The organism is Usitatibacter palustris, from assembly GCF_013003985.1.
In the GTDB taxonomy this organism is placed as follows: Bacteria; Pseudomonadota; Gammaproteobacteria; order Burkholderiales; family Usitatibacteraceae; genus Usitatibacter; species Usitatibacter palustris.
Window position 1 is genome coordinate 2,931,196 of the sequence record NZ_CP053073.1, and the last position, 16,719, is coordinate 2,947,914.

Annotated in this window: 21 protein-coding genes; 6 read left to right on the forward strand and 15 right to left on the reverse strand. The window is 66.6% G+C overall.

Annotated features, from left to right (window positions below; all coding sequences use genetic code 11):
* Window positions 1–45 precede the first annotated feature (45 nt).
* Window positions 46–255: a hypothetical protein gene (locus DSM104440_RS14280; RefSeq protein WP_171163771.1), complete on the forward strand. Its 210-nt coding sequence runs from the start codon at window positions 46–48 to the stop codon at window positions 253–255.
* Between the two features lie 4 nt (window positions 256–259).
* Here the strand turns inward: DSM104440_RS14280 and DSM104440_RS14285 are convergent, their stop codons facing one another.
* From DSM104440_RS14285 to DSM104440_RS14295, 3 genes are all read right to left on the reverse strand, one after another.
* Window positions 260–739 (reverse strand): hypothetical protein, encoded by a 480-nt coding sequence (locus tag DSM104440_RS14285; RefSeq protein ID WP_171163773.1) that lies wholly within the window; start codon window positions 737–739, stop codon window positions 260–262.
* A 100-nt stretch (window positions 740–839) separates the two neighbouring features.
* Window positions 840–1,652 carry a hypothetical protein gene (locus DSM104440_RS14290; protein ID WP_171163775.1) on the reverse strand — a complete coding sequence of 271 codons (813 nt, stop codon included), beginning with the start codon at window positions 1,650–1,652 and terminating at the stop codon, window positions 840–842.
* Between the two features lie 53 nt (window positions 1,653–1,705).
* On the reverse strand, window positions 1,706–2,491 hold the full coding sequence (locus DSM104440_RS14295; protein WP_212758086.1) for an amidohydrolase family protein: 786 nt from the start codon (window positions 2,489–2,491) through the stop codon (window positions 1,706–1,708).
* A 135-nt stretch (window positions 2,492–2,626) separates the two neighbouring features.
* Here DSM104440_RS14295 and DSM104440_RS14300 point away from each other — a divergent pair, with 135 nt between their 5' ends.
* Window positions 2,627–3,316, forward strand: a complete 690-nt coding sequence (locus tag DSM104440_RS14300; protein ID WP_171163777.1) for a porin family protein — start codon at window positions 2,627–2,629, stop codon at window positions 3,314–3,316.
* Window positions 3,317–3,330: 14 nt separating this feature from the next.
* On the opposite strand, the gene DSM104440_RS14305 is transcribed toward DSM104440_RS14300, so the two are convergent.
* Genes DSM104440_RS14305 through DSM104440_RS14320 form a run of 4 tightly spaced genes read right to left on the reverse strand, consistent with a single transcriptional unit; the run spans window position 3,331 to window position 7,160 of the window.
* Entirely contained in the window at window positions 3,331–4,164 is an 834-nt protein-coding gene (locus DSM104440_RS14305; RefSeq protein WP_171163778.1) for a DUF6694 family lipoprotein, read from the reverse strand.
* A 40-nt stretch (window positions 4,165–4,204) separates the two neighbouring features.
* Window positions 4,205–5,572, reverse strand: coding sequence for a leucyl aminopeptidase family protein (locus DSM104440_RS14310; RefSeq protein ID WP_171163780.1), 1,368 nt, complete (start codon window positions 5,570–5,572; stop codon window positions 4,205–4,207).
* A gap of 43 nt (window positions 5,573–5,615) precedes the next feature.
* A complete protein-coding gene (locus tag DSM104440_RS14315) occupies window positions 5,616–6,137 on the reverse strand; it encodes a hypothetical protein (RefSeq protein ID WP_171163782.1) in 522 nt (173 codons plus the stop codon).
* Window positions 6,138–6,188: 51 nt separating this feature from the next.
* Window positions 6,189–7,160 (reverse strand): transporter, encoded by a 972-nt coding sequence (locus tag DSM104440_RS14320; RefSeq protein ID WP_171163784.1) that lies wholly within the window; start codon window positions 7,158–7,160, stop codon window positions 6,189–6,191.
* A gap of 85 nt (window positions 7,161–7,245) precedes the next feature.
* On the opposite strand from DSM104440_RS14320, the gene DSM104440_RS14325 reads away from it, so the two are divergent.
* The 4 genes from DSM104440_RS14325 (at window position 7,246) to DSM104440_RS14340 (ending at window position 9,682) form a co-directional block, all read left to right on the forward strand.
* The gene (locus tag DSM104440_RS14325) at window positions 7,246–7,776 is read left to right on the forward strand and encodes a GbsR/MarR family transcriptional regulator (RefSeq protein ID WP_171163786.1); all 531 of its coding nucleotides are present in this window, start codon (window positions 7,246–7,248) and stop codon (window positions 7,774–7,776) included.
* A 63-nt stretch (window positions 7,777–7,839) separates the two neighbouring features.
* Window positions 7,840–8,238, forward strand: coding sequence for a hypothetical protein (locus tag DSM104440_RS14330; protein ID WP_171163788.1), 399 nt, complete (start codon window positions 7,840–7,842; stop codon window positions 8,236–8,238).
* Window positions 8,235–9,164: an SAM-dependent methyltransferase gene (locus DSM104440_RS14335; RefSeq protein ID WP_171163790.1), complete on the forward strand. Its 930-nt coding sequence runs from the start codon at window positions 8,235–8,237 to the stop codon at window positions 9,162–9,164. The genes DSM104440_RS14330 and DSM104440_RS14335 overlap by 4 nt, the downstream gene beginning before the upstream one ends.
* A complete protein-coding gene (locus DSM104440_RS14340; protein ID WP_171163792.1) occupies window positions 9,161–9,682 on the forward strand; it encodes an SRPBCC family protein in 522 nt (173 codons plus the stop codon). Before DSM104440_RS14335 ends, DSM104440_RS14340 begins: the two co-directional genes overlap by 4 nt.
* Here the strand turns inward: DSM104440_RS14340 and DSM104440_RS14345 are convergent.
* The 8 genes from DSM104440_RS14345 to DSM104440_RS14380 form a co-directional block, all read right to left on the reverse strand.
* Window positions 9,654–11,531: a TonB-dependent receptor gene (locus DSM104440_RS14345; RefSeq protein WP_171163794.1), complete on the reverse strand. Its 1,878-nt coding sequence runs from the start codon at window positions 11,529–11,531 to the stop codon at window positions 9,654–9,656. The two genes, DSM104440_RS14340 and DSM104440_RS14345, sit on opposite strands and share 29 nt — an antisense overlap.
* A 150-nt stretch (window positions 11,532–11,681) precedes the next feature.
* Complete coding sequence (locus DSM104440_RS14350) at window positions 11,682–11,993, reverse strand: hypothetical protein (protein WP_171163796.1); 312 nt, start codon at window positions 11,991–11,993, stop codon at window positions 11,682–11,684.
* A gap of 14 nt (window positions 11,994–12,007) precedes the next feature.
* Window positions 12,008–12,592 (reverse strand): nicotinamide riboside transporter PnuC, encoded by a 585-nt coding sequence (gene pnuC / locus DSM104440_RS14355; RefSeq protein ID WP_171163798.1) that lies wholly within the window; start codon window positions 12,590–12,592, stop codon window positions 12,008–12,010.
* Window positions 12,593–12,601: 9 nt separating this feature from the next.
* On the reverse strand, window positions 12,602–13,369 hold the full coding sequence (gene soxA / locus DSM104440_RS14360) for a sulfur oxidation c-type cytochrome SoxA (RefSeq protein WP_171163800.1): 768 nt from the start codon (window positions 13,367–13,369) through the stop codon (window positions 12,602–12,604).
* Window positions 13,369–13,689: a thiosulfate oxidation carrier complex protein SoxZ gene (gene soxZ, locus DSM104440_RS14365; protein ID WP_171163802.1), complete on the reverse strand. Its 321-nt coding sequence runs from the start codon at window positions 13,687–13,689 to the stop codon at window positions 13,369–13,371. The genes soxA and soxZ overlap by 1 nt, the downstream gene beginning before the upstream one ends.
* The gene (locus DSM104440_RS14370) at window positions 13,686–14,150 is read right to left on the reverse strand and encodes a thiosulfate oxidation carrier protein SoxY (RefSeq protein ID WP_171163804.1); all 465 of its coding nucleotides are present in this window, start codon (window positions 14,148–14,150) and stop codon (window positions 13,686–13,688) included. The genes soxZ and DSM104440_RS14370 overlap by 4 nt, the downstream gene beginning before the upstream one ends.
* Complete coding sequence (gene soxX, locus DSM104440_RS14375) at window positions 14,147–14,521, reverse strand: sulfur oxidation c-type cytochrome SoxX (protein WP_171163806.1); 375 nt, start codon at window positions 14,519–14,521, stop codon at window positions 14,147–14,149. The genes DSM104440_RS14370 and soxX overlap by 4 nt, the downstream gene beginning before the upstream one ends.
* A gap of 38 nt (window positions 14,522–14,559) precedes the next feature.
* Window positions 14,560–16,719, reverse strand: coding sequence for a xanthine dehydrogenase family protein molybdopterin-binding subunit (locus tag DSM104440_RS14380; protein WP_171163808.1), 2,160 nt, complete (start codon window positions 16,717–16,719; stop codon window positions 14,560–14,562).

The window sequence follows — 16,719 nt, forward strand, 5'->3', positions numbered from 1 at the left end:
CCGGCGCGTCGATAATCGTCCCTGCGAAGGAATGGAGGTTCGACCATGCGTAGCGTCTACCGCCCGATCACGCTTGCCCTGGCCCTCATGGCCGCCGCGGCGTTCGTGCCTGCGCAAGCCGGTGAAGGGTCCGACTGCCCACGCGCGAACCCACCTCAGCCGACCAAGGCGGCCGCCCCCAAGGCGCCCACCACCGCCGCCGCCGAACCCGAGAAGAAGGAAGGCCTGCGCCGCTTCAAGCTTGAGGCGCTCTAGGGACTTACTGGATTTTGCGTTCGAGGATCATGGCGAGCTTCTTCGCCTGATCCGGGTCGCGATCGGTCACCTTCTCCACGCCGACCGACAGCTGGATCCACGTCTTGCCCTTGCGCAGGTTCATCTGGCCGGTCTTCCCGCTCCAGAACGCTTCCGCGCCCGAGATCAGCATGGGCTTCGTCTGGACCGCGAGGCGATGCTCGTCGAAGGCCTTCTGCACCTCCGATTCGGCCTTGCCGGACTTGAACGTGACGATGGCCGCCACGGTCTTGCCGTCCTTGAACCCGTCGTACTTGCACGTCGGGATCGGTGCCTTCGGGTTGCGCTTCACCTTCGGATTCACCGGCTCGGGTGCGGCTGTGGTGCCCAACGCGGCTTCGGCATCGGCCTGGGTGAAGACTTCGCAGGCATCGAAGGCGTCCTGCGCCCACAGGCTCGGTGCGGCGAACACTGCCGCGATGAACAACGGAATGGTCATTCGCATCGGTTCAGCTCCTTCGCGCGCCACGGGTTCGGTTTTCTTGCGGCCCTTGTTCTTGTTGGAGCCAATAATACCGGAGCGACGCTCGGCCCCCCTCTCACGCCTAGTTCACGACGTCCCGGAGGCCTCCGAAGCGCCCCGTGATCGCGCAGCTCTGGTCGTTGCCGGTGATGGTCGCGGTGAGGTGCTGGATCTGGATGTCGAGCATCCCCAGCGTGAAGTTGCCGCCGTTGGTGACCGTGCTTCCGGCCGTGCACGACCATGTGCCCGCGCTCACCGAGGCGAAGCGCCCGTCCTGCACGAGGGTTCCCGCGAACGTGCAGGACGTGGAGTCATTGATCGTCACGCGGAACGTGACCAGGCTGCCGTTCACCGTGGCCGTCATCAACCCCAGCGCATAGCGCGCGCCGTTCGAGCTGCTGTTGCTGCAGCCCGACGCGATGATCGAGATGCCGGCCGGGTAGTAGAGGCCTACGGGCGTGGTGTTCTGGAACGTGTAGCGCGTGATCGACTTGCTCACGCTGGTGGTGCCCGCGTTGTAGGTCAGGGTCGCGGTCGACGCCGACGAGAACGAGAGCCTCGCGGTGCCCACGGACTGGTTGGTGGGGGCGGGCGTGAAGGGGCCACCGAACCAGGGACCGTTGGTCTCGTAGAGATCTCCCTGGAACACGAAGCCCGTGGGCGACGACTCCGGCAGCATTCCCGATGCGACGTACCACTTGGGCTTGCCGTCCGGGCCGTAGACGAACCACGTCGCGAAGATCGTGTTGTTCTGCTGGACGATGTTGATGCCCCAGCCGGACTCGGCCGCGTTCCACCACATGTCGGTGAAGTCGGGCGAATGGATGGTGGAAGCGGAGGCAGCGAAGCTGAGGGCGAAGACGGCGGCGAGGCGGCGCACAAAGCGAAGAGTCATCGTAAGGCCATGGCAGTGAATACGCCGCCATTTTCGCACGACTGCCGCCTCATTTACGGCAAGCCGAAAATGCGCGCACCGTTTTTCCACGCGATACTTTCCGCGACCTCGCGTGGCAGCTCGCCCAGCCAGCGCCGATAGCCGCCCATGATCGACGGATACGAATCCCAGCGCTCGTTCACCCACGTGTCCGAGCCCACGACGAAGCGATCCGGATGGCGCAGGAAGAGCGCGCGCCAGCCTTCGGAGAGCGCGCCGCCCTCGGCCACGTCGGAGCGATAGGAGAGCTCGCCCCAGAGCCGTGGATACTTCGCCAGCATTTCCTCGACGCGCGCGAGCGGCGTGGTGAATCCCGTGTGCGCCCAGATCACGCTCGCTTTCGGGTTGTGGCGGAAAATGATCTCGATCGCTTCGTCGTCGGAGTGCGCATGCAGGACGAGACCCTTGGCCACCGCGAAGTCGACGATGTCTTTCAGCACCTTCGTGTCCGCGTCCTTGCCGTGCACGTGGAATTCGCCCACGCCGCGGTAGTACCCGCGCTTCTCCTCGGCAACGATCATCGCGAGGATCTCGGGGTTGCGCTGCCAGGTTCCGTAGTCGGCGCGGTCGCGGTAGACGCGAATGAACGGCACGACGGCGAGGTCCTTGCGAGCGCCTGCCTTGGCCGCCTCCACGAGCGCGCGCGTCCCGTCATTCGGGCGGCTGTTGGCGAGGATCGCCCGCACGCCGTTCTTGCTGAAGAGCTCGTGGAGCGTGCCGATCGAATAGCGCCCGACCGCGTCGTCGTTGTAGTGCAGGTGGGCGTCGAAAAGGGGGCCCGTGTAGGGCGGCGCGGCCAATGCCGAAAATGCCGTAGACAGGCAGGCGAGAACCAATATGAAATTTGCGGGTCGCAAGCTCGGGCGTCCTTGTCAGTAAGGATGCAGTTTTTACCGGGCAAGAATAACCAGTTTCCAGACACCTCAGGAGTGACCATGACCAACAAGAAAACCCTCGGCCTGGCAATCGCGCTGGCCACCATCGCATTGCCGGCGGCAGCCCAGACCTCCCCGTGGTACACGGGCCTCAACCTCGGCCAGTCCAAGACGGGCTCGGAGCTCGTCTCCAACCGCGAAGGCACCATTTCGAACGCCACCAACTTCGCGTCCTACTTCGATGACAAGGACACCGCCTGGCGCTTCTTCGTGGGCTGGCGCCTGAACCCGTACATCTCCATCGAAGCCAACTACGCGGACTACGGCAAGACGCGCACCGACACGCAGTTCAACGTGCCCGGCGGCCCGACGAACTTCGGCCGCATCGTCGTGGACCGCGAGGTGAAGGGATTCGGCGGCGACCTCGTACTGACGCTTCCTATCTGGGAGCAGTTCTCGATCTTCGGCCGCGCGGGCTACTTCCGCGCCGAAACGGAAGCCGCCGGACAGATCTCGGGCGATGTCTTCTTCACCGATGGCCTGGGCGGCACGACGCGCGACAACACGCACAAGGAAAACCTGGGCAAGTACGGCGTGGGCGCGGAGTGGATGTTCTCGCCGAACGTGGGCGCGCGCCTCGAGTGGGAGCGGCTGCCGAACGTCGGCAAGAAGTTCGCCGCGGGCGAGAGCAACACCACCGGCGAAGCCGACATCGACACCTGGTCGATCGGCGTCGTCTGGCGCTTCTGACCTGACGGCGGCGGCTACTTCGCCGCCGCGAGCGCCTCCAGCTCGGGCTTCTGTTTCTCGAGCAATGCGAGGCGCTCCTCGTCCTTCTGCGTGAAGCTCGCTGCGAGCTTCGCGCCGGTCGCGGTCGAGGCGTTCTCGACCGCGAGCTTCAGCGAGATCTCCGTCTGGTTCGCGAGTTGCGGCGAGCTCCACTTGCCGGGCGTGGAACTCGGCAGGCGGACATCGCGGGTCTGTGCGGGTGCGATCGGCGGCGAAGCGCGGTAAGTGAATTCGTCGGTCATCACGACACCGCCGCCCGCACCCGTCACCGTCGCGCGCAGGAGCAGGCTCGAGAGCGCCTCGTCGCTGCCGTTCTGCACCTTGAAGTCGAGGATGGCCATGCCGCCCGCGAATCCCAGGCGCGGCTCGAGGACCTGGATCTTCGCGAGGAATTCACGCGCGCCTTCCTTCTCCGTGCGCGCCTTGCGCAGCGCCGCGATCTCCGCGGCTTCCGTCGTGAGCTGGCGCTTCGCCTGCTCCTGCTTGCGCGCGTTCGCCGCGGCGATCACTTCACGCCCGGTCTTGCCGTTCACCTGGGGAAGGACCAGCTCGGCGAGGCTTTCGGCCGTCTTGTCGCGCATCTTGGCCATCGCCCCGAGGATGCCGCCTTCGAAGCCGATGGAAACATCCGTGATCGCGAGGACGCGGATGGCATCGTCGATGGCCTTGACCTCTTCGGGCTTCGACGCCCCGCGCATCTTGCCCAGGCTGATGCGGTAGGCCGCCTCGCTCGAGCCGTCGAACTTCTGGTCGATGCCCTGCGTGCAGCCGGCGATCAGGATCGCCACCACGAACAACGCGTGCTTCATCGTGTCACTCCCCTAACGGCGCCATGACCGCCGCATCGTTCTACGCGATGCTGGCGAGGACCGCCCGAAGCCCCTGCGCTTCCCCTCCGAGCGGACGTCCCGGACGCGAAATGTCGTTCCAGGAGTACACGTCGAAGTGGACCCACGAGACTTCCTCGGGCACGAAGTAATCGAGGAAGAGCGCGCCGACGATGGCGCCGGCGAATCCGCCCTTGCCACTGTTGTTGAAGTCGGCGATGTCGCTGTCGAAGAGGCGGCGATAGTTGCGCCACAGCGGCAGGCGCCACATCGGGTCGTCGAGGTCGCCCGCGAGCTTTGCGAGGCGCGCGGCGAATTTCTCGTCGTGCGTGAACATCACCGGCAGCTCGGGGCCGAGCGCCACGCGCGCCGCACCGGTGAGTGTCGCGAAATCGATGATGCGCTTGGGCACGTGCTCGACCGCGAAAGCGAGCGCATCGCACAGCACGACGCGGCCTTCGGCATCGGTGTTGCCGATCTCCACCGTGTGGCCCTGCCGCGTGCGCACGACGTCACCGGGGCGATACGCGTTGCCCGAGATGTTGTTCTCGACCGCGGGCACGAGCATGTGCAGGTACACCGGAAGCTTGCGCTGCATGACGAGGCGCGCGAGCGCAATCGCATGCGCCGCACCGCCCATGTCCTTCTTCATGAGGCGCATGCCCTCGGCGGTCTTCATGTCGAGGCCGCCCGTGTCGAAGCAAACGCCCTTGCCCACGACCGCGAGGCGCGGATGCTTCGGATTGCCCCACGTGATCTCGATGAGGCGCGGAGCGCGCGCGGCGGCGCGTCCCACCGCGTGGATCGCGGGAAAATTCTTCGCGAGCAAATCGTCGCCGACCCATTCGCGGAACTTGCCGCCGAAGAGCTTCGCCTGCTCGCGCGCTTCCGCGGCGAGCTCCGCCGGGCCCATGTCCTCGGCCGGGGTGTTCACGAGATCGCGCACGAGGCGCGTGGCTTCCGCGAGCTGCAGCGATTGCGTGACCTTCGGTGAAGGATCGACCTGCAGTTCCGCGGGACTGCGGCGCGCCGCCTTGTAGCGCGTGAATTGATAACCGCCGAGATCCCACGAGAACGCAGCGACGTCGGGCGCGATCGCCACCGGACCCTTGCCGAGCGCGTAGCGGCCGCGCGGCAACTTGAGCGGCAGGCTCGAGAGCGCCCAGGGATCGGTGCCGTCGCGAACGCCAACCAACACCGCGGCGATTTCGCCTTCGGTACCGGGGAACAGGCAATGCGTGTGGGGTGCGCCCGTGAATCCCGACGAGTCGACCCAGCGCCGCTCTTCGGGCGTGAGCTTCTCGAGGAATTTCGGGAGACGCTTCTTGTCCGTGGCGAGAATCGGCACGGCGGCCTTTGCAAAGGCCTTCTTCTCGGTGATGACGGTCATTGCAGACGCTTCCGGTGGGAAGGCGTCATTCTAGCTGAGCGTCCTACGGGAGCCGCTTGTAGGCAATCTCCCAAAGGGTCTTCCAGGTCTTGCCCTCGTCGGCCGAGCTTTGCCAGAGCCAAGTGAGAGTGTCGGTCTTCACGTCGCGCCAGACCATGCGTGAACGGATCTTCTTGCCGTCCTTCTGCACGTCGCGCCAGAACTGCATCTGGCCTTCAACGATGCCGCCGTTGAAGTCGAGGTAGCCCCCCGTGTTGTCCACCCAGGTCTGCTTCCACTGCTTGGTCGCGGTATCGAACTGCGAAAAACTGCGGCCATCGAGCTTCGAGCCCGGCGCGCCGCTGAATTCCTCGAGGATCGCGCAACCGTCGAGCACTTTCGTGATGCGGTTGCGGCTCTTCATGCCGCCGTACGTGAGCTCCCACTCGCCAACCCAGAAATCGAGCTGCTTCGATTCGGGCGAATCGCAACCGTACTTCGGCTGCGGCGGCGTTTGCGCCCGCGCAGAAAAAGACGCCGCCACGAGGGCGGCGGCAATCACGGCTACCAGGCACAGGGATCTCATGCCCGTACCCTAGGCAAACTCAGCGCGAAGCGCTGTTACCTTTCGTGACGATCAGAATCGCCAGCTCACGCCCGCCATGGCCGACCAGTCCGCGGTGAGCTGCACGCCATTGACCGACTGGTAGAGCGGAACCTGCACGTACGCGTAGAGCTGCACCGCGCGGCCGATCGCCCACGACACGCCCGGCGTGAGGAACACCTGGCGCTGGCCGGAATCCTCGGGCTCGGCCTCGACGCCCTTGTCGCGCGCCTTCGCCTGGTAGTTGAGCTGCAGCATCGCCGCGAAGTCGCCCGTCATCGCATAGCGCACGCCGCCATCGAGGACCAGCTGCGCGCCCGGCTTGAAGCCGTCGCGTTCGTTGAGCGGCGCAACCCCCGAGGCCTGCGCGAACCACGAGAAGCCGTCGAGCGGCATCGCGCCGTTCACGTAGAGGCCGAGCAACAGGTCCGTCGTTCCCGTGCCCGGTTGCAGCGGGCGCTCGGCCACGGCGCCCTGGCCGTTGGTCACGTCGTGCTTGCCGGTGGGCAGCTTCAATCCGAAGGTGAGCCCCGCGCTGCGCGGTTGCGCGGGATCGACGCGCGACGTGAAGAATTGGTACCGGCCCTGCGCGCGCACGTCGCCGAGCTCGCTGAAGTCCCAGGCATCGAGGATCTTCGCGCCCTGGTGGTTGTGGACGTGCTGGTGCTCGCGATCGACGAGCGGCACCGCGACCGACCATCCCCACTGCTCGTTCACGTTCCCGTCCAGCGTCGCGATCCAGTTGCGATTGCGCGTCTCGATCTCGTCGTGATGGCGCGGAATCTGTCCGACCGAGACCTTGTCGCGCCCATGGCGCGGCTGATCGAGGTTCACGTATTCGTAGCGCAGGTCGAGCCGCGTACCCGGGTCGGTGTAGACACCCTGCATCGACCAGTCGGTGTTCACGAGGCAGAAGGCGGAACCGCAACTGGCCGCGGCGGCGAGGGGCAAACCTGCAACCAGCGCGGCGAGCCCGGCAGCCGCGCGGCGGGAAAGGGAGGGCATGGCGGGATTCTAACGGGTGGCTTGACACGCCCCGGTGACGCGAGTAATTTCTGAAATAACAGAAATAAAAGACCGACAACCGACCATGCCCACCCTGCCCCCCGTCGTCGAACGCGTCGTCCTGCACTGGGGCGAGATGGCGACCCGCTGGGGGGTGAGCCGCACGGTCGCGCAGATCCACGCCCTCCTCTACCTCTCCGATCGGCCGCTGCCCGCCGACGAGATCGCTGACACCCTGTCGGTAGCCCGCTCCAACGTGAGCACCAGCCTCAAGGAGCTGCAGGGCTGGGGGCTCATCAAGATCACGCACGTCATGGGCGACCGGCGCGACCACTTCGAATCGCTGCAGGACATCACGCAGCTTTTCCGGGTGATCGTGGATGAGCGCAAGCGCCGCGAGCTCGATCCGACGATCGCCATGCTGCGCGAGTGGACCTCGCAGGATGATGGCGCCACGCCGGCGCACGTTCGCCAGAAGCTGAAGTCCACGCTCTCGTTCCTGGAGCTGCTCACGCGCTGGTACGAGGACATGAAAGGCCTGCCGCACCCGATCTTCCTCGCGCTGCTGAAGACCGGTGCGCGCATCCAGCGGTTCCTCACGAAGGAAATCGGCTAAAAAATTTTGCCTGTTCGTTTCTGTTTGTACAGAAATTATCGCCAACAACGAAAGGAGCCTGCCATGGACAACACCCTGATCTTCGCCACCGAAGTCGCGCTGTCCCTCGTGTTGAGCATCGCCATCCTCGTGCGCCTGCAGAAGCTGCTGCGCGAAGTCGGCGCCGCGCTCTGCGAGAAAGGCGGCATCGGCACCGACTTCTGGATCGCCTACTTCCAGCTGATGGTGATCATCGCGCCGCTCACGATCGTCACGTACTTCAGCAAGGCCGGGCACTTCTCGGCGCTGGTGCCGCAAATGCAGCACTCGCTCTTCCTGCTGCTCATCGCGCAGTTCATCGGCCTCGCCCTCGTGGGACGCGCCGTGTGGAATGCCGCGTTCCCGAAAGCGCCCACCCCGCGCGTGTACGTGCCCAACGCGCCGATCGCACCGGCCCCCATGCGCAAGGAGCAAACCACATGAACACCCGCAGCCTTCCCTTTGCCCACGCCGATCCCCGCGCCCGCGCCGGCATCGAGCCCGACGCGAACGCGATCCGCAGCTACTTCGCCGAGACCGTCGACGACTACTTCGTCTGGAGCCGCGGCCACAACATGCACTTCGGCTACTACGAGTGGGGGATGAATCCCTTCGACCGCGAAGCGATGGTCGAGAAGATGAACACGGTCGCGATCGACGCACTGTCACTCGACGACGCCACCGAGCCACGCGTGGCGGACCTCGGTTGCGGCTCCGGTGCGACCGCGCGCGCGCTCGTTCGCCGCCACCCGCATGCGGGCGTGATCGGCATCACGCTCGTGCACGAGCAGATCGACCTCGGGTGCCGCCTCAATCGTGAAGCCGGGTTGCATCGGCGCATCGGCTACCTGCTCGGCGATTTCGCCGACACGGGCCTCGCGTCGCGCAGCCACGATGCAGCCGTCGCGATCGAAAGCCTTTGCTACGGCGCGGGCGACGACAAGGTCACTGCGCTGCGCGAGGCCTGGCGCGTTTTGAAGCCCGGCGGAAAGCTCGTGGTGATCGACGGCTTTCTTCGCCGCAACGAAGAACCCTCGGGTCTCTTCGGCGCGATCTACCGGCCCTGGTGCCGCGGCTGGTCGATCCCGGGGCTCGCGCGCATCGACGCGTTCACGACCGCACTCGAGCGCGTCGGCTTCGAGGAAGTGAAGGCCCGCGATATCTTCTGGCGCGTGGCGATCTCGGCCGCCCACATTCCGTGGGTCGCGACCAAGCACACGATCACCGAATGGCGCCGCCACGGCGGGAATCTCTCGTCATGGCGTTGGGGCCACATCGCCGCCTCGTGGCTCTCGGTCGCGCTCGGTCTTGCGCGCCATGCATTCGGTTACTACGTCGTCACCGCTCGCAAACCACTGGAGGCATCGTGAATGTGATCAACGTACATGAACGCGACCTGCGCGCCGATCCGCACGATGTCGGCGCCCTCATCGACACGCTCGCATCGGCGAACGACCGCCTCTGGCCGCACGAGGACTGGCCGCGCATGAAGTTCGATCGCCCGCTCGCCGTGGGCGCGCGCGGCGGCCATGGGCCAATCCGCTACTTCGTCGAGGCGTACGCGCCCGGCAGCTTCATCCGCTTCCGCTTCACCGGGCCACGCGGGCTCGAGGGCACGCACGGGCTGTACGTGCTCCCTGGCCCGCAGGGCACGATCCGCCTCAGGCATTCGCTCGAGATCACGCCGCGCGGGTTGGCGCGCTTCTCGTGGCCGCTCGCGTACCGCTGGCTGCACGACGCGTTGGTCGAGGACGCGCTCACGAAGGCCGAGGCCGCCCTCGGCCTGGCACCACGCCGGCAAGCCTGGTCGCCGTATGTCCGCTTCCTGCGGTGGCTCGCCGCTCGCGGCGTGCTGCGCCTCAGAATTCCCCGCGCAGGCCCAGCGTGAACGAGCGTCCCATCAACGGCGCGAAGTCCTTGAGATACGACGTGTGCACGCGAATCTCCTCGTCGAGGAGGTTCGCGCCCTGCAAAAACAACGTGAGCGACCCGATCGGCGTCTTCTCGATCGCGTAGCTCACCTCGGCATCGACGCGGGTCGACCCCGGTGTCGGCGTCTCGAGCGGCGCGGTGTGCGACTGCGACGCCACGCGCATCAAGGACACATACCCGCTCCAGGCACCGAAGCGCGCATCGACTTCCACGCCGGCGCGTGCGGGTGACATGCGTGGCAGGTTGTCGCCGCTCGCGAGCTTGCCGTGCACGTAATCGCCGAAGATGCGGTAGCCCAGGCCGTCGCCTTCGGGCCGGTAACGCCACTCGGCTTCGAGCCCGTGAAAGCGGGCCTCGGCCTGCGTGGTCGACTGCACGAGGAACTCGCCATCCGGATTGAATGTACCGTCCTCGTCCACGCGGTCGGCGATCCCGTCGCTGTTCGTATCGACGGAGAGCGCATGCACGTGATCGCGCACCCGGCTCGCGAAGGCACTCACCTTCCATCGCGCCTGCCCTTGCCTGCCGCGCAACGTGAGGTCGATCGCGGCTGAACGTTCTTTAACGAGGTTCGGGTTGCCGATCTCGAAGCTCTCGGTCGCATGGTGCGGGCCGTTCGAATAGAGCTCCTCGATCGACGGGGCGCGCTGCGCGCTCGTCACGTTGAGCGCGAGCTCGAGGCCCGGCGAGAACTTCCAGATGGCGCCACCGGAAAAGGTCGCGAGCGAGAACGAGCGCGACGGCAGCTCGGCATCGGGCTTGCGCGTCTCGCGTTCGAGGCGCAGGCCGCCGTCGAGCGTCCACTCGGTCCACTGCTTCTGCTCCACGAGGAAGAGCGCGTACGCCCGCGCCTTCGTCGGAGGCACGATCGCCTCCTCGCCCAGCGCGGCGAAGTCGCGATCCTGCACCTGGAAGCCCAGCGCACCCTTGCCGTCGGTCCACGGGACGTGCGCGAGCTCGAGGCGGGAATCCCACGCCTTGTTGGTGAACGTGGTCGCCACCTCCCCCGTGCTCTCGATCTCGCGATGCTCGTAGTCGTTGTGGCCCGCGCGGAACTTGAGGCGCGTGATGCCGGCGAAGGGATTGGCGATTTCCGCAGCCGCATCCCACCGCGTCTGCTCGAGGAGAACGCGCGGCGCGTCCGGCGATGGAATGCCGTAGTCGTTCTTGAGAGACGAGATGCCCAGGCCCGCGTAGCTCGCCCCCGAGATCCACGAGGCACCCACTCCGCCGCCGCGCGAATCGAGGTCGCTGTTGGCGACGCGGCCCACGGGCGTGTCGTAGTCGCGCGCGCGGCGCGAGAACCCGTTCGCGTTCATCGCGAACGCTCCCGAACCCAGCGTGGCATCGAAGCCCGCCGTGCGCGCGTCGTTCGCATCCGTGCCGCGCAAGTCGAAGGAGCCCATCGGCGACGGCGGCACTTCCGAAGGAATGAGGCCGTTGACGACATTCACCACGCCGCCGATCGCACCGCTCCCGTAGAGCAGGCTCGCGGGTCCGCGCAGGATCTCGATCTGGCGCGCGTTGAGCGAGTCGGTGGCCACCATGTGGTCGGGACTGAGCGACGAGACGTCCATCGAATCGACGCCGCCTTGCAGCACGCGCACGCGCGCGCCGTCGAGGCCGCGGATGATCGGACGACCCGCGGCGGGGCCGAACGAGCTCGATTGCACGCCGAGCTCGCGCCCGACCGTGTCGCCGATCGAGGCGGCCTGGCGGCGGCGCAGGTCCTCGTCGGAGAGCACGGTCGCGGGCTGCGTCATTTCGGTTTCGCCCGCGCCCAGGGGCGAGGCGGTGACGACCACGCTTTCGACTTTGCGTGGGGACTTCGATTCAGAAGGGGGGGTCTGCGCCTGGGCGCAAACACCGGCAAGCGCCAAGGCGCTCGCCAGGATTGGAATCCTGTACATGGGTACTCCCGTGCAATTGAAGGGGGACGAACGTCGGGAACGACGTCAGGCCGGAGGCGCGCGGGAGTGGAATGCGAGGCGAGCGGAAGGCAGCGCCTCGGTGGTGTGATGGAAGGACGGGGGAAGGTTGGAGCGCTCCGCCGGCGGCACCGGCGCAAGCGCTGCGGGCGCGGCGCTGCCGAGCTCGGCGCACAGGAAGTGCGTGTCGCACTTCTTGTCGAGCGGCTTGCCGGGTTGCTCGTGCCCCTGGATCTGCTCGGACGCGTGGCCCAGCCCGTGCAGGAACGCCGCCTGCTGCGCGAACGCGAGCAGGAAAGCGAGGAGCCATGCAAAGAGATACGGGCGGGATCGGGCCATGTCAGGGCGTCACTCTACGCTTCTTCGATCGCGAGCAACGTCTCGGGCCGCGCGAGGCGCCGCCAGTGGTAGAGCGCAATCCATGCGTTGACCCAGTAGAACGCGTAGAGCCCCGCGGTGAGATAGAGCTCCCGGGACCAGAACAGCGGCACGGCCAGCGTGTTCACGACGATCCACACGATCCAGTTCTCGACCCGGCGACCCATCATCAGGAGCTGTGCGGCGACGCTGAGGCCCAGGATCATCGAATCGATGAAGGGCGCGGCGGCGTCCGTGTACGCCTTCATCGCGAAGGCCCATGCCAGTGCAAACGCGACCGCGGCGCCCAGCAGCGCTGCGAGCCTCGACGGCGGCGTCCAGCGCACGCGAACCGGATTCCCCTGGTCTCCGCGGCGCCAGTTCCACCAGCCTGCCGCGCTCGCGATCACGAAGAACCCCTGCAGCAAGGTATCCGAATAGAGCCGGGCCTCGAAGAACACCCACCCGAACACGATGCATCCGACGATGCCGGTCCACCAGACGTGGATGCTGTTGCGCGCCGCGAGGACGATGCTCGCAGTCACGAAGGCGTTGGCCAGGAGCTCGGGTATCGACGGCACCGCGTGCTCTTACCGCCGCACGCCCGGCGCCTGCGCGGCCATCCCCTCCGCTCGCGCAGCGAGGTAGACCTCCAGCGCGAGCAACTCCTCCGAACCGAACGCCGGCTGCTCCGCGCGCACGCCAAAGAAGCACGCGCGCAGGCGCCGCTGCAGCGAGCCCAGCGTTTGCCACTCGACGCGATACGCGGGCCAGCCCGAGGGATGGCCCTGGCTGATCGACTGGTTGAGCAGCGTCTTGCCCCAGCTCGCGTCGTGGCAGTGCGTGCACGCGAGGTTCATCTGGCCCATGCGCGTCATGTAGAGCTTGCGGCCCTCCTCGAGCACGCGCTTCGTCTGCGGGACCTTGTCCGCGACGATCGGCATGCCGTTCGACTGGTGCGCGACATACGCGGTGAGCGCGAGGAGGTCGTCGGACTCGCGCGCGAGTCCTTTCCCCTTCTGGTTGCGCCGATTGCACTGGTCGATGCGATCCTCGAGGTTCGCCACGCGCCCGAGCGACGCGTCAAACCGCGGATGCCTCGCCGCAACGCCCTTCATCGTTGCACGCGCATCCTGGTGGCACCCGGCGCACGCGGGACCGGGCCCGAGCTTCTCGCTCCAGAGCTTCTCGCCCTTCGTGACCCAGAGCATCCCCGGATTGGCGAAGGTGTCGGACTGGAGACGCTTGAGATCCTCGCTCTCGAATTCGATGCCGGCGCGCAGCGGCTGCGGACGGGAAATGTCCTGCGAGTAGACGCAGGTGATGCCGAGCGTCGCGGCCAGCAGGACGAGGCGCATCACGCGACGGTGAGCATGGCCTTCGCGCTGCCGCGCTCGCCGCGATCGTCGCGATACTCCACTTCGATCTCGCCGCTCGCCTGCGCGACCGCGTGGAACGCGAGATAAGGATTGGCCGACATGCCGGTGCCGAGCTCCGCGCGGAAGATCTCGCGGCCGGCGTAGCGGCACACGAGTTGGTCGACCACGTTCACGGGAACGGCGCGCCCCTGCTCGTCGCGGCGAAAGCCCGTCTCCATCGGGTGTTGCACGAGCACGCGCACCTGGAAGATTTCGCCCTTCTTCACCGAGGGCGGGAGCTGGATTCGTCCGAGGATCATGTGGCGAGTGTCGCTTCGTCGAGGCAGGCGGCCGAGGTCACGAGCACGTCGACCCGTGCCATGCGAAAGCGCCCGCCGGAGAGCGATGCGATCACGGTGACCTTCTGAGTGCCGGCGAGGCGCACGCGCGTATCGACCTGCGCGCGGCCCGACGCGGGACTGAAGTGGAACACGGCGATCTGCGGGCGCGGATTGCGCTCGGCGAGGATGTGGATCGCGGCCACGTGATCGGCTTCGGTCATCGGGCTTTCGACCTGGATGCCCATCGGCACCGAATTGCCGTTCTCCGCGATCGCCGGAAGGTCGATCTTGATGCCACCGTCCTCGGGCTTCTTCCCGCCCGTGATCTTCTCGATGAGCGGCGTGATGTCCTGCGCGGGCTGGAAGCGCTGCGCCGACGCGGGGAGCGATGCGCCCGCGAGCGCGGCGCCGGTTGCGGCGAGGAAGGAGCGGCGTTTCATTTCAGCGTCGTGAGCCAGGCGACCACGTCGTCCAGCTGCTTCTCGGTGAGGATGGGCTTGCCTGAATAGGCCGGTGCGACGCGCTGGAGTTCCGTGGTGCGATGGAACGCCGGCATCGCAGCCGCCGGATTGATCTTGGTGATGTCCGCGACGCGAGCGCGAATCTCTTCGGGCTTGTATCGCGCTCCCACACCCGCGAGCGACGGCCCCACATTGCCCGCCGCCGCTACGCCCGGCGCCGAATGGCAGAGCACGCAGTGGCCCTGCTCGCGCTCCACGAACACCGCGCGGCCCTTCTCCGGATCGCCGGCGGCGGAGGCACTACCCGCAATCACCAATGCCCCCACCACCCCCGCCCACTTATCTTTCATCTGCGTTTATCCGCGTTTATCTGCGGATGCCTTTGCCTTTACGCCTTGACCAACTCCTCGGGCTTGAACGGCAGCGAGCGAATCCGCTTCCCCGTCGCCGCAAACGCGGCATTGAGAATCGCGGGAGCGACACACAACGCCCCCGGCTCCCCATGCCCACCCCAGAAGCCGCCCGTCGATGCGAACACCGTCTCGACCTTGGGCATCTCCGGCAGGCGCGGCAGCTGGAAGTCGTGGAAGTTGGATTCCATGACGCGGCCGTCCTTGATGGTGTGCCCCTGGTAGAACTGCCCGATGCAGAAGATGACGTTGCCTTGCGCCTGCGCGTGGCACGCATCGGGATTCACGACGTAGCCCGAATCGATGGCGAGCACCACGCGATGGACCTTGATCTCGCCCTTCGGATTCACCGAGACCTCGGCCACCATCGCGGTGAAGCTGCCGAACCCGTCGGACTGCGCGATGCCGCGGAAGACACCCGGCGGCAGCGGCGCGCCGTAGTTCGCGGCCTTCGCGACGGCCTCCAGCACGAGGCGATTCTTGTCGTCGGGTTTCATCATCGCGAGGCGGAACGCGAGCGGATCCTTGCCGGCCGCATGCGCGAGCTCGTCCACGAAGCACTCGCGGTAGTACGCGTTCTGCAATCCGGGCGCGCGCCAGAAGCCGACGGGCACGTGCGGGTTCTTCTGCGCGTACTCGCAGAGCTGGTTGGGGATCGTGTACGACATGTCGGAGAGCGTGCGCACCGCGGTGAAGTCGATGCCCTTCTGGATGCCTTCCGGTCGCAGCAGCGCCAGGATCGACGGGCACGCAATGGTCGACTGGAACGCGGTCACGTTGCCCTGCGCATCGAGGCCCGCCTTCATGCGCACGAGCGACGCCGGCCGGTAGAAGCCGTGCTGCATGTCTTCCTCGCGCGACCAGATGAGCTTCACGGGCTTGCCCATGAACTGCTTGGCGATGACCACGCTCTGTCGCACGTAGTCCTGCGGTGCGCCGCGCCGGCCGAAGCCGCCGCCCAGCATCGTCTTGTAGACCTCCACCTTCTCCAGCGGCAGGCCGCCCGCCTCGGAAGCCGCGGCCATCGACGCCTCGCCGTTCTGCGTGGACGTCCACACGTGCAGCATGCCGTCGTCCTTGAACCACGCGGTGGACGTCATCGGCTCCATCGTCGCGTGGCTGAGGTAAGGCGAGTAGTACTCGGCCTCGACAACCTTCGCGGCCGCCGCGAGTGCCGGGCCGACGTCGCCGACCTTCTTCGCTTCGGGGAGGTTCTTCTCGTCGAGGCCTGCCTTGAAGAGCGCCTTGATGGTCTCGTCGGAAACCTTGCCGTTGGCGCCTTCGTCCCATTCGATCTTCAACGCCTTGGCCGCATTGTTCGCGCGCCACCAGTTGTCGGCGACCACGGCGACCCAGCCATCACCCTTCACGACACCCTTCACGCCGCGCATCTTCTCCGCGGCCGCGCTGTCGATCGATTTCACCTTGCCGAGGAACACGGGGCTTTGCACGATCGACGCATGCAGCATGCCGGGCAGCTGCACATCCACGCCGAAAATGGGTTTGCCGAGCACCTTGTCGGGAAGCTCGAGACGGCGCATCGACTTGCCGGCGATCTTCCAGTCCTTCGGATCCTTCAGCTTCACAGTCTTCTGATCGGGCGGTTCGAGCTTCGCCGCATCGGCCGCGACCTTGCCGTAGCTCACGCGGCGCTTCGACGCGGTGTGCGTGATGACGCCTTTGTCGACCGTGCACTCGGACGCGGGAACCTTCCATTGCGTGGCGGCCGCGCTGACGAGCATCTCGCGTGCCGATGCGCCTGCCTTGCGCACGTATTCCTGCGACGTGCGAATGCCGGCACTCCCGCCCGTGGACATCGAGCCCCAGATGCGTTTGCGCTTCACGTGCTCGTTGGGCGAGACGAATTCGGTGGAGACCTTGCTCCAGTCGCACTCGAGCTCCTCGGCGACGAGCTGCGCGAGGCCCGTGAGGCTGCCCTGTCCCATTTCGGAGCGGGCGATGCGAATCACGACGCTGTCGTTGGGGTGGATGAGCACCCACGCGGTCACTTCCGCGGGCGCCGCGGCGGCCTTGGCCTGCGCGAGCGCAGTGGCGGGGAACGTGAACTCGAGGGCGAAGACGCCGCCGGTTGCGGCGGAAGCCTGCAGGAAGGCGCGACGATTGATGGCGAGTGTCAT

Excerpts from the sequence above, each read along its gene's own strand:
- DSM104440_RS14280 (WP_171163771.1), top strand. The coding sequence starts at position 46 with ATGCGTAGCGTCTACCGCCCGATCACGCTTGCCCTGGCCCTCATGGCC.
- DSM104440_RS14285 (WP_171163773.1), bottom strand. The coding sequence starts at position 739 with ATGCGAATGACCATTCCGTTGTTCATCGCGGCAGTGTTCGCCGCACCG.
- DSM104440_RS14290 (WP_171163775.1), bottom strand. The coding sequence starts at position 1,652 with ATGACTCTTCGCTTTGTGCGCCGCCTCGCCGCCGTCTTCGCCCTCAGC.
- DSM104440_RS14300 (WP_171163777.1), top strand. The coding sequence starts at position 2,627 with ATGACCAACAAGAAAACCCTCGGCCTGGCAATCGCGCTGGCCACCATC.
- DSM104440_RS14305 (WP_171163778.1), bottom strand. The coding sequence starts at position 4,164 with ATGAAGCACGCGTTGTTCGTGGTGGCGATCCTGATCGCCGGCTGCACG.
- DSM104440_RS14310 (WP_171163780.1), bottom strand. The coding sequence starts at position 5,572 with ATGACCGTCATCACCGAGAAGAAGGCCTTTGCAAAGGCCGCCGTGCCG.
- DSM104440_RS14315 (WP_171163782.1), bottom strand. The coding sequence starts at position 6,137 with ATGAGATCCCTGTGCCTGGTAGCCGTGATTGCCGCCGCCCTCGTGGCG.
- DSM104440_RS14320 (WP_171163784.1), bottom strand. The coding sequence starts at position 7,160 with ATGCCCTCCCTTTCCCGCCGCGCGGCTGCCGGGCTCGCCGCGCTGGTT.
- DSM104440_RS14325 (WP_171163786.1), top strand. The coding sequence starts at position 7,246 with ATGCCCACCCTGCCCCCCGTCGTCGAACGCGTCGTCCTGCACTGGGGC.
- DSM104440_RS14330 (WP_171163788.1), top strand. The coding sequence starts at position 7,840 with ATGGACAACACCCTGATCTTCGCCACCGAAGTCGCGCTGTCCCTCGTG.
- DSM104440_RS14335 (WP_171163790.1), top strand. The coding sequence starts at position 8,235 with ATGAACACCCGCAGCCTTCCCTTTGCCCACGCCGATCCCCGCGCCCGC.
- DSM104440_RS14350 (WP_171163796.1), bottom strand. The coding sequence starts at position 11,993 with ATGGCCCGATCCCGCCCGTATCTCTTTGCATGGCTCCTCGCTTTCCTG.
- soxA (WP_171163800.1), bottom strand. The coding sequence starts at position 13,369 with ATGCGCCTCGTCCTGCTGGCCGCGACGCTCGGCATCACCTGCGTCTAC.
- soxZ (WP_171163802.1), bottom strand. The coding sequence starts at position 13,689 with ATGATCCTCGGACGAATCCAGCTCCCGCCCTCGGTGAAGAAGGGCGAA.
- DSM104440_RS14370 (WP_171163804.1), bottom strand. The coding sequence starts at position 14,150 with ATGAAACGCCGCTCCTTCCTCGCCGCAACCGGCGCCGCGCTCGCGGGC.
- soxX (WP_171163806.1), bottom strand. The coding sequence starts at position 14,521 with ATGAAAGATAAGTGGGCGGGGGTGGTGGGGGCATTGGTGATTGCGGGT.
- DSM104440_RS14380 (WP_171163808.1), bottom strand. The coding sequence starts at position 16,719 with ATGACACTCGCCATCAATCGTCGCGCCTTCCTGCAGGCTTCCGCCGCA.